This is a genomic window from Streptomyces sp. NPDC051207, from assembly GCF_040682395.1.
In the GTDB taxonomy this organism is placed as follows: domain Bacteria; phylum Actinomycetota; class Actinomycetes; order Streptomycetales; family Streptomycetaceae; genus Streptomyces.
In genome coordinates, this window is record NZ_JBFBAX010000004.1 from 105,690 (window position 1) to 120,337 (window position 14,648).

Annotated in this window: 11 protein-coding genes and 1 tRNA gene; 8 read left to right on the top strand and 4 right to left on the bottom strand. The window is 67.5% G+C overall.

Translation table 11 applies throughout. The features are described 5' to 3' along the window. Positions 1-162: 162 nt before the first annotated feature. On the bottom strand, positions 163-1,185 hold the full coding sequence (locus tag AB0M97_RS05715) for a TerC family protein (RefSeq protein ID WP_365959453.1): 1,023 nt from the start codon (positions 1,183-1,185) through the stop codon (positions 163-165). 249 nt (positions 1,186-1,434) lie between these two features. Between AB0M97_RS05715 and AB0M97_RS05720 the strand changes: the two genes are divergently transcribed. The 6 genes from AB0M97_RS05720 to AB0M97_RS05745 all read left to right on the top strand — a co-directional run bounded on the left by AB0M97_RS05720 (position 1,435) and on the right by AB0M97_RS05745 (position 9,433). Further along, positions 1,435-1,629 carry a hypothetical protein gene (locus AB0M97_RS05720; protein WP_365959454.1) on the top strand — a complete coding sequence of 65 codons (195 nt, stop codon included), beginning with the start codon at positions 1,435-1,437 and terminating at the stop codon, positions 1,627-1,629. Further along, the gene (locus tag AB0M97_RS05725) at positions 1,629-2,789 is read left to right on the top strand and encodes an acyltransferase family protein (protein WP_365959455.1); all 1,161 of its coding nucleotides are present in this window, start codon (positions 1,629-1,631) and stop codon (positions 2,787-2,789) included. Before AB0M97_RS05720 ends, AB0M97_RS05725 begins: the two co-directional genes overlap by 1 nt. Positions 2,790-3,288: 499 nt before the next feature. Continuing rightward, the gene (locus AB0M97_RS05730; protein ID WP_365959456.1) at positions 3,289-4,188 is read left to right on the top strand and encodes a thermonuclease family protein; all 900 of its coding nucleotides are present in this window, start codon (positions 3,289-3,291) and stop codon (positions 4,186-4,188) included. Between the two features lie 19 nt (positions 4,189-4,207). After that, positions 4,208-5,281: a DUF4236 domain-containing protein gene (locus AB0M97_RS05735; protein WP_365959457.1), complete on the top strand. Its 1,074-nt coding sequence runs from the start codon at positions 4,208-4,210 to the stop codon at positions 5,279-5,281. 728 nt (positions 5,282-6,009) lie between these two features. Then, positions 6,010-6,993, top strand: a complete 984-nt coding sequence (locus tag AB0M97_RS05740; RefSeq protein ID WP_365959459.1) for an AAA family ATPase — start codon at positions 6,010-6,012, stop codon at positions 6,991-6,993. Further along, positions 6,986-9,433, top strand: coding sequence for a S8 family peptidase (locus AB0M97_RS05745; RefSeq protein ID WP_365959460.1), 2,448 nt, complete (start codon positions 6,986-6,988; stop codon positions 9,431-9,433). The genes AB0M97_RS05740 and AB0M97_RS05745 overlap by 8 nt, the downstream gene beginning before the upstream one ends. A 223-nt stretch (positions 9,434-9,656) precedes the next feature. Here the strand turns inward: AB0M97_RS05745 and AB0M97_RS05750 are convergent, their stop codons facing one another. Beyond that, complete coding sequence (locus AB0M97_RS05750; RefSeq protein WP_365959461.1) at positions 9,657-10,718, bottom strand: site-specific integrase; 1,062 nt, start codon at positions 10,716-10,718, stop codon at positions 9,657-9,659. A gap of 3 nt (positions 10,719-10,721) precedes the next feature. Further along, entirely contained in the window at positions 10,722-11,051 is a 330-nt protein-coding gene (locus AB0M97_RS05755; RefSeq protein WP_365959462.1) for a hypothetical protein, read from the bottom strand. Between the two features lie 1,337 nt (positions 11,052-12,388). On the opposite strand from AB0M97_RS05755, the gene AB0M97_RS05760 reads away from it, so the two are divergent. Then, a tRNA-Arg gene (locus AB0M97_RS05760) sits at positions 12,389-12,452 on the top strand. A gap of 276 nt (positions 12,453-12,728) precedes the next feature. Here AB0M97_RS05760 and AB0M97_RS05765 read toward each other — a convergent pair. Beyond that, entirely contained in the window at positions 12,729-13,631 is a 903-nt protein-coding gene (locus AB0M97_RS05765; RefSeq protein ID WP_365959657.1) for a nuclease-related domain-containing protein, read from the bottom strand. 176 nt (positions 13,632-13,807) lie between these two features. Here AB0M97_RS05765 and AB0M97_RS05770 point away from each other — a divergent pair, with 176 nt between their 5' ends. Further along, positions 13,808-14,518, top strand: a complete 711-nt coding sequence (locus tag AB0M97_RS05770) for a hypothetical protein (protein ID WP_365959463.1) — start codon at positions 13,808-13,810, stop codon at positions 14,516-14,518. Positions 14,519-14,648: the final 130 nt, after the last annotated feature.

Consider the following 14,648-nt stretch of genomic DNA (forward strand, 5'->3'; position numbering starts at 1 on the left):
CGGGTCCCCTCCTGGCTGATGTCGTCCGCTTCGCGGAGCACGACTGGTGTGTGCCTGTGCCATTCGAAGTCCGGCCGCACCGGGGTGAAGCCGGACACTGGCGCGGCAGAGGTTGCTTGGTGGTTTCAAGCCCAGAGGCGCTGCATCTCCGACCAGCGCGGTTCAGCGGCCGCCGGGTGCCTGGTCGGAGTCGGCGGACTTGGGGGGATGTGCGCGCAGTGAGCCGGGGTGGGCTTTGGCGGTCGGGTCGCGTCTGGTTCTGATCAGGCTTGCCACGGTGACGACCGCGAGCACGAGGGCGATCACGGCGAGGCTGATCGGGGTGGGAATCTCGGGGACTGCCTCGTGCACGTCGACATGCGCCCAGTGCAGGATCAGCTTGACGCCGATGAACGCGAGGATCAGCGCGAGCCCGGCGGACAGATACACCAGCCGGTCCAGCAGCCCCTTGACGAGGAAGAACAGGGCGCGCAGGCCGAGCAGGGCGAAGGCGTTGGCGGTGAAGACGATGAAGGGCTCCTGGGTGACCCCGAACACCGCGGGGATGGAATCAAGCGCGAAAAGCAGGTCGATGCTGCCGATGGCGAGCAGGACGATGAACAGCGGCGTGACCATCCGGCGCCCGTCGACGCGGGTGGTGAGTCTGCCGCCGACGTAGTCGCCGGTGACGGGCAGGAGCCGACGGGCGGCTTTGACCATGACGTTGTCCTCGACGTCGGGGTCCTCGTCGCGGTGCCGGTACAACTGCACGGCCGTGTAGATCAGCAGCAGGCCGAACAGCAAGAACATGAACGAGAACAGCGCCAGCAGGGTGGCGCCGAGCGCGATGAAGATCGCGCGCATGACCAGTGCGAGCACGATGCCGAAGGTGAGCACTTTGTGCTGGTGTTCCGCCGGCACGGCGAAGGTGGTCATGATGATGACGAAGACGAACAGGTTGTCGACCGACAGGCTCTTCTCGACGATGTAGCCGGCGAAGTACTCGGTGCCGGACTCGCCGCCGTATCGCGCGGCGAACCAGAGGCCGAAGCCGACCGCGACGAGGATGTAGAACACCGACCACACGGTGGCCTCGCAGAAACCGACCCGGTGCGGGCGCGCGGCAGCCAGGATCAGGTCGACGGCAAGCAGGGCGAGGATCAGGCCGATGGTGACGGCCCAGGTCAGTACGTTGATGTCCAGCACTCGTCCTCCCTTCTGTGTCCTGCTGCGGCCGTCGCCTTTGACCGACGCCGCCGCCGGGCAAAAGCCGGCAGCAGGGTGCCTGGCATCCTGCTCGACGTAGTACCGGCAGGCAGTACAGCAGCATCAGGCTCCCACCCGACGACGAACCGCAGCGCCAGCGGCACAGGGTGTGCGGCACGCGCGCCGCCCGGCGGGTGGTTGCGGTTGTGGTTGCGATCTTCGTCGGTCACCCGTTCCTATGATGGCCCCATGCCCGGCCTGCGCGAGCTCGCGGAGCGCACACCGCCACGGCGGGAACGCTATGTCGACCTGTTGCGGGCGCTCGCCATCGTCCTCGTGGTGCTCGGTCACTGGATGGTCGTCGTGGTCACCGTCGGGGCGGACGGCCTGACGGCTTCAGCGCCCTGGAAGTGCTGCCGTGGGGCCGTCCGATCACCTGGCTGATGCAGGTGATGCCGGTGTTCTTCATGGTGGGCGGGTTCGCCAACGCCGCCTCGCTGACCTCACGCACCCATGGCCGCAGCGGCGTCCAGGACTGGCTGCTCGATCGCAGTGCGCGGCTCGTACGGCCGACGACCGCGCTGCTGGTGACGCTCGCCGCCGCCGCGCTGATCGCCCGGCTGGCGGGCGTCGATCCCGCTCAGGCGGGCCGGGCGGTGTGGCTGGCCTCGATCCCGCTGTGGTTCCTGCTCGTCTACCTCGTGGTGGTCTTCCTGACGCCGCTGATGCACCACCTGCACCGGCGGGCGGGGCTGGCCGTGCCGCTGCTGCTGGTGGGGCTGGTCGCCGCGGGGGACGTGGCGCGGCTGGCCTTCGACGCACCGACACTGCAGCTGGACAACTACCTGTTCGCCTGGCTGGCGGTGCACCAGATCGGCTTCGCCTGGCAGGACGGGACGCTACCGGTCCGGCCCGAAGTGGCCGTGCCGCTGCTGATGGGCGGTGCCGCCGTGGCGGTACTGCTCACGGTGACCGGCCCCTACCCGGTCAGCATGGTCGACGTTCCCGGCGCGCCGCTCGGCAACCTCTCGCCGCCGACACTCGCGCTGCTGGCGTTGGCCACGGCTCAGCTCGGGCTGGTGCTGCTGCTGCGGGACGCGGGGAACCGGCGGATGCGGCAGCTCCGGCCGTGGAGGGCCGTGATCGCTGTGAACTCGGTGATCCTCACCGTGCTGCTGTGGCACATGAGCGCATTCGTACTCGTCGCCGTGGCCGTCTACGCGTCCGGTCTGTTCCCGCTGCCCCAGCCCCCCGGGGACACGGCAGCGTGGCTGCTGTGGAAGCTACCGTGGCTGGCCGTGCTCCTGGTCGTGCTCGGCGCGCTGGTCGCAGTCTTCGGCCGGATCGAGAGGCGCGGTGTGCGGCGCGGCGAGGTCACCTCGCGCAGTTGGTGGACGCCGACGACGCTCAGTCGGCTCAGGCTGCGCGCCACCGCGACCACCGTCGGCTACGTCGCATGCGCGCTCGGCCTGCTCGGGATGGCCCACGCCGGTCCCGCCAACCACGGTCCGTTCGGACTGCCGACCGCGGCCCTGGCCAGCTTCCTGGCCGGCGCGGCTCTCCTCCGCGCGGCCCGCGCCGCAGGCGCACCCCCGGCAGACTGAGGACAGCCGCGCCAACGGTCCAGCCGGTGGGACCGCCGCGCCTGGTGGTACCCGTCCGGGCGGTGCGAGAGGCTGAGCATGCCCACCATCGCCCGCAATCCGCGGGCCCTGCACCGCGGCTACGGGCTACTCAACCAGGCGGGCAGCATTGGCACCCTGCTCCGCCCGCCCGCCTTCTGCTTCGGATCACCCACACCAGCTGGACCTCCGCCACTCTCCTGGTCACCGCCACCAGTCTCATCGGCCTCGCCTCTTCCTGACCGCCATCCCTGGATGCCGGGCCCCCGGAAACGCCGACGATTGAATCAAGGACAGGCCGTACCCCCAACGCCATTCGCATACCGACCCGCGAAGAGAAACGGGCGCGGACCGTCGACGGCTTCCAGGTGAGGTGGACAACTTCGCCTGGTCGGTCACTCCTAGCACAAATGCACCTTGTGTCCTGGTTTATTAAAATCTATCTTTAGCAATACTTGCGAGGATCAATTAGGACACTGCCATGCCGCAGGACCCGAACGCGCCTCAGTGGGGCGAGGCCACCTCCTCTCCTCCGAAGAGGTCGCGTCGCCTCACCAAGATCCTCATGGGGATTGGCGCGACGCTCATCCTCATCATCATTGCCGCAGCAATCGGGTCCTCCGGTGGAGGCGGCGGAGGCGGTGGAGACGCCAAGACGCCTCCGGCCAGCAGGGCCTCCGAGGAGACCTCTCCGCCGAACGAACCAGCCCCTCAGGGGGGAGGAGCGGAAGAAAGGGAAGAGACCGAGACAGGGCCCCCAGGCAACACTCCTCCAGCCGCCGAGAGTCCGAGCGTCTCGGGCAATGTGGTCGAGCGCATCGTCGACGGTGACACCATCGAAGTCCGCGGCGACGGCGCAATCCTCCCCAGGGGCCAGATCTCCACAGTCCGCCTCCTGGAAATCGATGCTCCTGAGGTAGGGGCCTGCTACAGCGACGAAGCGACCGCCCGTATTGCGGAACTGCTGCCCGTCGGGTCCAACGTGCGCGTCGAACGCGACAAGGACCTCAAAGACCCGTACGACCGCTACCTGCTGTACATCTGGAACGACCAAGAGGCGTTCGTGAACCGCTCCCTGGTGAGCACCGGGCACGCCGAGGCCGTTCTCTACCAGCCCAACGACAAGTACTGGCAGACGATCTCCCAGGCCGGCAGCGACGCCAAGGACACTGGGGCGGGACTCTGGGCCGCCTGCGGTAAGGAGACAGAGCCTCCGGCGCCCCCTGCCACTCCGGAGCCGAGCGCCCCGCAGGACTCCTATCTCCCAGCGCCTCCGCCCGATCTGGACTGCTCCGACCTTGATGGACCTGTCCCGGTCGGCCCCGGCGATCCTCACCGTCTCGACCGCGACGGTGACGGGATCGGCTGCGAGAGCAACTAGACCCCAGGAAGGCTGAACCATGAGCCTTTCCATCAAGATCGCGCCGGGACTTCGGGTGAGCGCTTCCTCCCGCGGAATCCGCACCAGCATGGGGCCGCGGGCCGCCCGGCCGCACGTCGGCGCAGGCTTTTCCACCGGCGCTGGCCCCATCACCTATGGCACCAGCCTCGGGGGACGCGCACGTAGCCACGCACCCCGCACATCACTGACCGCGCTGGAGCGCCAGGCACGGGCCGCGGAGAAGGCCGCCGCATACGAAGCGGTCGGGCGGGTGGAGCAGGCACTGCTCTCCGCGCACCTGGAGGAATTCACCCCGGCTACTGCCCCAGTACTGCCGGCACCAACGCCAGTCGATCCGAAAGCCCTGCGCCGCCAGCTGCGCAGGCAGGCACTCGAGCACATGCCGCGGTGGAGGCCGCGGGACCGAGCCACTGCGCGTAAGCAGGCCGACGAGCGGTTCCCCGCAGCGCTCCAAGAGGAGACGGCACGTCGAGCCGGGGAGCACGCGGCGGCCGAAGCCGCCGCCGAGGCTGAATGGGCCCAACTGGCCAGCGGCGACCCGGCCACCGTCATCGCGGCCTTGGAAGCCGCCTTTGAGGACAACATCTCCCCAGCGGCACCCATCGACAGCACCGGCTCGGCGGCAACGGTGGTCGTCAGTTTCCCACCACCAACCGCGGTGCCGGAGCGCAAGCAGGCGACCACCCCAACCGGTAAGCCGACCCTGCACAAGCGCACGAAAGCCGAGCGGAACAACTTCTATGTACGCGCGCTGGCCTCCACCACCCTGGCAACCGCCAAGGAGACCCTCGCAGCGGCGCCCAGCGTCAAGGAAGTGACCATCCTGGTCGTCCGACAGGATCCCGATACCCACAAACCGGAGGACTACCTCGCCGCGATCTACGTCGGCCGGTTCCAACGACAGCGGCTGGCCACCCTCAAGTGGAACCAGGTGGATCCTGTCGCCGAACTCCTCCTCGCACCCGGTGCGATGCTGCATCGACGAGGACAGGCCGGCGACGTGCTGCCGCTTGATCTCGCCACTGAACCGGAGCTCGCTGCAGTCGTCGCACAACTACGCGCCGACTTGTAGATAGGGCGTACTGGCTTTGCACGGGAGCGCCCCTGGCCCCGATCACCGCGCCTGCCCTCTCGACGAACGGTCCGTCCTCGACTAGTACGGAAACATGTCGAAGAGGACACGCAAGCGCAAATGGCGCACGAAGAAGGGCCACGCCAATCACGGCCACCGCCCGGCGTGAACACGTCCCACCACCACAGCGCCGAGGCAGCGCCTCACGGTCCGCCTCGGCGCCCAGTCCGCCCTCGCACTCTTCGCCCAGCCGAGGCAATCCGAGCCCGTCCAGCGCTTGAGGACGAGGCCGTCCAGGCCGAAGCCGGGCCCAGGGGCAGCCCCTGGCGCGATCTCGGGGGCGGAGCCCCCGGGGACGGGAGGGACACCAGCGACCCGGCCACCGCGACCAAGTGGACAGCGCCAAATACGGCAAGTGGTAGGGCAGCTTCGCAGGCGGAGTAGCTGCCAGCGCGGGCGGCAGCGGCGGAGCGCGGGCCTTGTTGCCAGGCCGTTCCGGATGCTGCCCATCCACGGTCACCAGGGCGGCAAGACGCTGCCCTGCTTGGTGAGTGGGCCGCTGCCCGGGGTATCGAGAAAACCCCAACGCGTTGCCAAGCAACGCCTTCAGCACGTCCCGTCTCGACGCCAGCCAGCCTCTTGGGGCCGTACGATGCAGGCGCAGGTGCCCTCCGGCTCCTGGGTAGATCTCTCACAGGCATCGGGTATCGCGGAAGGGTGGCAGGCGTATGGCAGCGAACGCCGAACACCTGAAAGCTCTCGTGCGAGCGCACGCCGAGGCCGATGACGATCTCTTCTACAGCGTCGCCTTGCAAGTCGCGGCGAAGTCGGCCCGTCAGGGGCAGGGGAAGTTCGCTGTGGAGTTGCGGGAGCTGGTCGAGGCCGCGCGGCAGAAGCAGGGCGGAGACGGCGGCCGGCGTGCTGCGACTCCGGTGGTGCAGCCCCGAGGTGAGCTGTCCAATCTGCTGACGGCGGGCTACCCCGATATCCAGCTGGATGACATGACTCTGGACGCAGGACTGCGTTCGTCCCTGGATCGGGTGCTGCACGAGCAGCGCCAGCGCGCCCGGCTGGAGCGTTTCGGCTTCACTCCGGTGCACCGGATCTTGCTGTCAGGTCCTCCGGGCACCGGGAAGAGCATGACCGCCGCAGCACTGGCAGGAGAGCTGAAGCTGCCGTTGTTCACCATCCGCCTGGACGGTCTGATCAGCCGCTTCATGGGCGAGACCGCGGCGAAGCTGCGTCTGGTCTTCGACGCGGTGGCCGAGACGAGAGCGGTGTACCTGTTCGACGAGTTCGACGCCCTGGGCGCCGAGCGGGCGGGCAATGACGTCGGCGAAGCCCGAAGGATCCTGAACTCATTCCTCCTGTTCCTGGACGAGGCGCCGTCCGAAAGCCTCGTGGTGGCTGGCACCAACCACCATCAGTTGTTGGACAGGGCCCTGTTCCGCCGCTTCGACATGATCGCCACCTACGGCCCGCCCACCCCTGATCAGGCCATGCAGGTCATGCGCCGAAGGCTAGCCGGGATGGACACGAGCACAGTACGGTGGGACGCCGTGACAGACAGTGCATCCGGCCTGAGCCATGCCGAATTGGTCAAAGCGGCGGAAGCAGCAGCCAAGCGGGCCATCCTCGCCGGCCAGGACGTGGTGGACGAGCAGCTGCTGCTGGAAGCGCTGACCGAACGGCACTCTTCTCGCCATGCCTGAGCCCTCCGCCTCGGCCAGACCTACTCCGCACCTGGTGGTGCCCTGGCATGCCGCCACCTTGACGCCGCGCCCCGAGCCGCCCGGCGGAAGCGGACCGGATCTGGTTCAACGGGAAGACCGGCATAGCCACGCCGCCGCGCTGGTGGACGGACTGGAAACGGCCGAACGTGAGTCCGTCCAGCTCGCCCAGGAGATGCCCGAAACCCTCCACCCTGACGGTTTCGCGGTGCGTATCGAGGCAGCTCGTGACCATCCACTGATGCTGGAGCGTCTGGACAGCGCAGGGCTGACCCTCATGAGCGGCCATCCGCAGACAGACGATCGCCAGCAGGACGCACTGGTATGGATCCCCTTCGACAAGGTCTCCTCCTTCGCGCAGCGGATCACCGCCTTCACCGAAGACACCGACGGCGGCAATCCCCAGCAGGCCACGCTGGTGGCCAACATGGAGAAGATCCACCGCGCGCTGTTGGAGAACCTCTGGCAGGAGCGGCAGGAACTGCCGCCGCTGGATGAGGAACGGTGGTGGGAGTTGTGGTTCGATCCGCGGATCTCGCCGACAGATCCGGTCCTCACCCTGCGTGCCCTGGCCGGTGAGCGGCAATGGCAGGTCAGCGACCGGGCGATCCACGTGGGAGAACGCCTGGTCGCCCACGTCGCAACGACCGGAGACGAGCTGACGCTCCTGCTGGCCACGAACGCCTGCCCCGCCGAGATCCGCAGGCCGACCTTCGCCGAGGGCCTCTACGCCGTCGACCGCGCTTTCCGCGTGGACCTCGTCGAAGACCTCGCCCAGCGCATCAAACCAGCCGACCCGCAGGCTCCTGCGGTGTGCATTCTGGACACGGGTATAGCCCAGGAGCACGCCCTGCTCAAGCCTTCGCTGCACGAGCGCACCTACTGCGTGCTGCCCGCCAGCACACCGGCCGACCGGCACGGACACGGCACACAGATGGCCGGCCTCGCCCTGTTCGGCGACTTCGCCTCCGCTCTGGAGTCACAGGGACCTGTGGGGCTCAGCCACGGTCTGGAGTCCGTGAAGATCCTCGATGACGGCCACAGACCGGCGACGTCTCCGAGGACCTGCGCCGAAACGACCGCGAACGCGGTAGCAATCGCTGAAATCGGAAACGGCGGCCCCGCACCGTCCGCCCGGATCTTCTCGATGGCCATCACCCGGCGGTCGGGCGACGGCGAGAACGGCGTCGACGGCACAGCGACCCTGTGGTCGGCCACGCTGGACGCCCTGGCGGCAGGCACGGACGTGACCGTGCGGGACGACCGCATCGACCTGATCGGCGCACCGGATCCAAAGGCGTCACGGCTGATCATCGTCAGCGCCGGCAACATCCGCGGCGCCCTCCCCCAGCAGATGCGCACCGACAAGGGCCAGCTGGACCTCCTCCTGCTCTCCGACCTGTCCCGCATCGAAGAACCCGCCCAAGCGCACAACGTGCTCACCGTCGGCGCCTGCACACACCTGGACACCGTCCCCGACACTCCCCTCTTCGACGGGTACCGGCCGCTGGCCGCGGCGGGCAGCCTGTCCCCGTTCAGCCGGACCTCGGTGGCACTGACCAATGCGGCCATCACCAAGCCCGACATCGTTCTGGAGGGCGGCAACATGCTCGTCGCGCCGGACGACAGCGTCCTGGACGAGCACGAGCTGCTGAGCATAGCGACCACCCACCACGACCCCGCTCGTCAGCTGACCTGGACGAACGCCACGAGTGCTGCCACCGCCCAGGCGGCAGCACTCGCCGCCACGGCGATGAGTAACTACCCGGGACTGCGGCCGGAAACGGTCCGCGCCCTGCTCGTCCACGAGGCCCAGTGGAGCCCCGCCATGACACCGGAGCTGTTCAAAAAGACCGGGACCCCCAAACTCGCCAAGGGCGAGGTCATGCGGCAGGTGATCCGCCGCTACGGCTGGGGCATGCCCACCGCCGAGCGCATCCGCAGCAGCGCCAGCAACGCCGTCACAATGATCATCCAGAACACCCTGGTGCCGTTGAAACGGGCCAAGGGCGGACAGGTCCGGCTGGCCGAACTCAAGCCGCACGAGCTGCCGTGGCCGCTGGAGCAGCTCCGCGACCTGGCCGAAACAACCGTCGACCTGCGCGTAACACTCGCCTACATGATCGAACCCAACCCCGGCCGACGCGGCATGCTCGGCCGCTACAGCTACGCCTCGCACGGCCTCCGCTTCGCCATCAAAGGCCCCACCGAGTCCGCCGACGCCTTCCAGAGACGACTGGCCGACAGGCCGAACTCGAAAGCGACGCCACCGGCAATCCCAGGGCGTTCGAGTCCCACAGCCGCTGGCTGGTCGGCCCCCGGTTCCGCAACCTCGGCTCCCCTGCACGCAGACACCTGGCGCGGCTCCGCGACCGAACTCGCCGACTGCGGCATGCTCGCGGTCTACCCGGTAGGCGGCTGATGGAAGGCGAACAAGTGCGCCGACCGGATCGGCCTGCCCGTCAGCTACGCCCTGCTGGTCTCCCTGCGAACCCCGGACGTCTCCACCGACCTGTACACCCCCATCGCCACCCAGCTCGGCGTGCCGGTCGAGGTAGCGCCCGCCGCCCAGACCGAGATCATCGACGGCATCCCCGTCCAGATGGAGTTCGGCTGGTGAGCCGCCAGCAGCTGGTGCGAGGAAGCTAATCCTCGTCCTGTTCATCAGGCTCGGGCGGCTGGTCGTAGGCGCTCAGGAGCCCTTCGATGCGCTGGTTGTTGATGGACTGCCGGTCGTACAGGCACTTCGCGTACCGGCTCAGCAGGACTTCGACGCTGTTGCCGGCTCGTTGGGCGACCTCGGCCGGGTCCGCGCCCGCACACAGCCAGGTGGACAGTGCCGAGTGCCGCAGGTCGTACGGGCGCTTCGCGAGCGGGGTACCGGTGAGAGCGGGCGGCAGGGCGAGGTCGCGGGTCTCGTGCCAGACGCGGTGGTAGGTGGTGTAGGCGAGGACTCCGCCGCGTTCGCTGAAGAACAGCCGGCCGTCGTCGGCCGTGCCGAAGGTGGCGACGTGCTCGCGCCACAGGGCCACCAGATGCGGGGGCAGCGGCACCACCCGTGTTTCTCCCGGCGGGCGGTTCTTCAGGCCGCGCTCGTCGTGGTTGCGGCCGGTGTCGGTCCACCGTTTGCCCGCCTGGGGAAGCGTGCGGTGCACGATCAGCCGCCCCCAGCCGGTTCGGGGCAGGCGGCAGTCCGGCAGCGCCGCCGCGACTGCCTCCTCCGGGCGCAGACCCGCGTAGTACATGCCGGCGAAGAACCCGACCAGCCGACGGCCACGAGCCCGCCGGTAGCCACCCACGTAGGAGACGGCGCTCAGCAACTCCCGTGCCTGGTACGGGTTGGCCACCACCCGCGGATCCACCGAGACCGACGGCTTAGGCACCCGCCACCGGATCTTCTCCAGCGGATGACTGCCCAACTCGCCACGCTCCACGGCGTAGTGAAGCGCATGTACCAGCACCTTGCGCTTGCGGCGCATCGTCTCCACCGCCGCCTCGCCCCCATCGAGCTTGCGGCGCAGCGACTCCAGCACATCCCGCGCCAGGACCGGATCGTGCAGGTCGACCAGCGGCCGGGACGCCTTCGCCACCCACTGCAAAACCAGCCGGTCCTCCACCGGCAGTTCTCGCTGCTCCGGCCCGGGCACGACGAATGCCCAGTGCCGCAGGGCACGGCGCAGGAGCTCCCCGTTCGGGCGACCCGGCATGTCTCAGCACATCGCCATGGTGATCGCCGTGAGCGCTTCGCTGACCTCGTCCCGGGTCTTCGCCGCCCTGCCGGGCCAGTGCGCCCGCGCGTACTCGGTCGCGAAGTCATACCAGCTCAGCTTGGAAGGGCCCCGGGGGCCATACATGAGGCTTGAGCCCTGAGCCAGGCCCGTGCGGATGACCCGCACCAGCTCCGCGCCGAACTCGCCTGCCAGATCCGCGACCGCGCTGCCGTGGTCCTGCAGTTCGTCACCATGTGGTTGCCTCGGGGATTGGTCCGCGGGTCGTTCCGGGTTCGGTGCGGCACCGTCGTAATGTTCGTTTGAGTCCATGCCCGCCTCCTTTTGATCGGCGGGGGCATGACTGCCCGGCTGACCCATTCGAACATCCCCCGGCAAGAGTGCATTCGGGAACCGCCGGTTGACGAGTGCGGATTATCGGACATTATGGCGTCCGTCGCCGCTGGTGAGAACCGGACCTCGGCGCGACTGGTTCGGCGCGAGAACTGCGCGACAATTCTTAACTCCCTCAGCCGCTCGACGAGCGCTCACATCCGGTCGACGACAGAGCTGACCGCGCAAACGGACACCGGGGCGGCGGCTATCGGACAAGAAAGGTCGGGACAGAGCCGAGAAGCAGTTTCCCGCAGGAAACCCGAACTGCGCCCCGCCGCACGGCCGAGTGCAGCCGACGGGAATGGATCAAGGGTTGATCGATCCGGGAAATGGAGCGGCCCGATCTCGTCCCACGGCGACGGCACCGCCATGGCCCTGAGCATCGTGCCCATTCACAGAAGGCGCCCGCGCTGGCACACCCTGGCACCACCCGGCCAGCACAGAGATTCAGAGATCGTTCCCCGTCACATTGGCCGCTTTTAGCAGCGCAACATAGCGCGGGATCGCCGGTTAGCCAAACCGGCGATCGCCCGCATCATTGGAGAACCACCGCCACGCCCTGTCCGCCCCGACGAAAGGCCGCATCCCAAAACCACTCATAACTCCACAAGACAGCCGTCTGCCTTCACGACGAGGTACGGCGGCGTCCTGCCTGCCGACGCTCCAGGTCACCATCGACTCACGCGCGGTCTGCACGTCTGCCTCGATACGCGCTGACCCGCCCGAGCCGGTTTTCGCCTTCCGGTTGCCCAATTGCCAGCCGGACACTCCGGCGCACGACTCGAGCGTTCATCCAGGGGGCCGCAGGCCCTGCCCTCCGACCGGTCGCCGCTCCCACCGTCAAGGGGAGAGCCGCGGCGCGGATCTCCCGACTCAGGATGGACGGCGGCCCTCCCGTTGCCTTCGGCCCGCGTCGGTCACAAGCCGGGGACTGTGCACCGACACCCGGACGCCTCCCCGGCCATCTGCGGGAGGCCATGACGTATGCCCGCCAGCCACCGTGCTCCAGAGCGGGGTGTCGTGCGGAAGAGCCTCCCGGGCCAGGCGCACACCGGCGCACTCTGTTGCCCGCGCGCTCCCGACCATCTCCCCGTGCGATTGGAACGGACAGAGTACACCCTCTACCCTGGCAAGGGATTCGTGATTCTATCACGCGACGCAAGCCGACGAGCACAGCGAGACAATTGGAGCAAGACAACCAAACGGGATATTTCTTTTTCGTGGGCTATTTGCGGGACGGCGGGCCTGACAGTTCGTCAGACAGGCCGCTGATCGGGAAAACGTATGAAAATCCGACGGCCTCCGGAGCCGTGTGCGCAGGTTCGAATCCTGCCGGGGGCACCCAGTATGAGGTGCCCAAAGACCCCGTCACCAGCGGAAACGCTGAGAGCGGGGTCTTCGCGTATGTGCAGGCGTGTGCGGCCCGGAGCGGCCGCATGTCGGGGTCTGTGGACGAAACGTGGACGAGTCTTGAAGCATCGCCACAGGTGAGGTCCCCGGAAAAGGCGACGCCCGCACCGACGCCAGGCGTCACTGCCCGGCACGGAACCGTCACGCCGCAAGGGCTGCCGACAGCCGACCAGGAAGACTGCCGGCACCTCATCGCGGGCCACCTCAGGCCTGAGCCCACGCCTGACGATGACGAGCAACGCTGTACACCTGCTCCACCTGTTCGGCCGTGAGAACGCCTGAGAGCGGAGCGAGTGCCGATACCTGGCGCTCTTGGTACACCCGGACACTGAGCTGCGTAGCAACCACCTTCAGCTCGGTGACACCAACGAAGACGAGCACCGGCTCCACCGGTGCCGGGAAGTCGCAATAGCGCTCAAGCACTCGGGCGACCCGCTTGGCTTCTGCCCGGCTCTTGCGTGCATAGGGCGCCGGTTTCCCGTGATCGACTTTCACGGAATCGTCCCCGACCCATACGGACCGCTTGTGGTGGTGCTTCGTATTGATGCTGGACACTCCCCCCGGCCCGATCAATAAGTGATCTACATCCACTTTGTCGGCCAAGGGGACGGAGTGCAGAACGCGCCAGCCGTGCCGCCCCGGGCGGTTCAGCTCGACTCCTACTCGCCGCTCCCCCGCCAATCCCTTTCTCCAGGAGCCCCATTCCGAGGGCCGCCGCAGAAGCCGTGAAACGACTCGCTCCACCAGCCCGGGGCCGGATTCAGCGAGCAGATCACGCAAAGACTGCCCGGGAGGGTTGCCAGCCAGGTCGTCGGCTGGCGTCAGAGGCGACAGCATCGGTCGCGCCCGAGCCTCCGGCGCCCTGCCTGGAGGGACAGGCCCGGCAAGGCTCTGTAAGTACTTCGTGAGCATGGCGATCACGTCGTGGCGGCACTCGGCCCGCAAGACCGTGATGTCCCCCGTCGTGACGTCCGCCCAACCGACCGCGGTGCCATTAGGCAAGTTGACGTACAAACGGTCATGCCCGTACCGCTTCCAGCGCGTGACGTGCAACTCCAGAGAACCCCCTGTGCTCCTGCATTGACGCTGCCAACATGCCAGCAGCACATGAGATGAGGCCACAAGACCACAGGATGAGCGACGCGGTTGAGCCCAGTCTCGCAGGACGAGAAATCACCGCACGGCGAGGCATGTAATAAGGGTGGTCGAGACACCATGCCAGGACCGGCCCAAGTAGTGCGGAGTGGACTTGTACGAGGCCGCTCGCCTCATAGATTTGGCGAGTGGACCATCAACGTCACCGGGACCGCAGGGAATTCCAGCCAGCATGCCCATGCTGCTGCCTGGACCTGATCCAACAGGATCCTTTAGAGTTCACCAAGCTTGTTGACTCGGGCTGCGAAGGGCTTGCAGAACTTGCCGATGCCCACAGTTCGTTGGTGGAGGCGCAGTTGCTACGTGCAGCTGCCAAGAAGCCAATGGTCGATCCGAACCAATTGCGAACCCATCGCTTCGTGGCCTGGATGGGTTCGCTTCGTTCGCCCCCTCGCGTCGCCCGCTCCCTGCTTGTGGCCAGTGCCGTAGCGGTGGGCCTCGCCCGGGCCAAGCAACGCAAGCAGCCTCACGCATGGCTAGGCTGGGTGAACCATGTCTTACAAATGATCGGTACTCACGTCAATGAAGCCATCGCGGACCTGCGGTGCGACATTGCGCTGCTGGCTGCTGCCTTACGGGACCACATCGCGGCAGCAGGCATACGCGCAAGGATAGAGAAACAGGCAAAGAGACGCGTAACCGTGTGGGCTCGATCCCTGGAGTGGCTCCTCGTTGTCGGCCCGCAGGTGGTTGACTTTGACATCGCCATCACTATGGCTCTTGCGGAGAGACACTCCTCTTCCGTGGAGACCTCATGCGGAGCACTAAAAGCGACGTCATTGAAGTACAACAGCGGGCCGAAGGTATCCGGGACCTATCACGTAGCAGCGACCCCCTAGAGGTCAAGCTTTTGGACACAGCAGTTGGCGCACTCGACGCTCGACGTCACACTTTCCCCGCCCTCTAGATGCCCTGTCTTCCACCTGGCTCGCTAGTTATGATCTGGAAGACCAGATCCGAGGTGCTGTC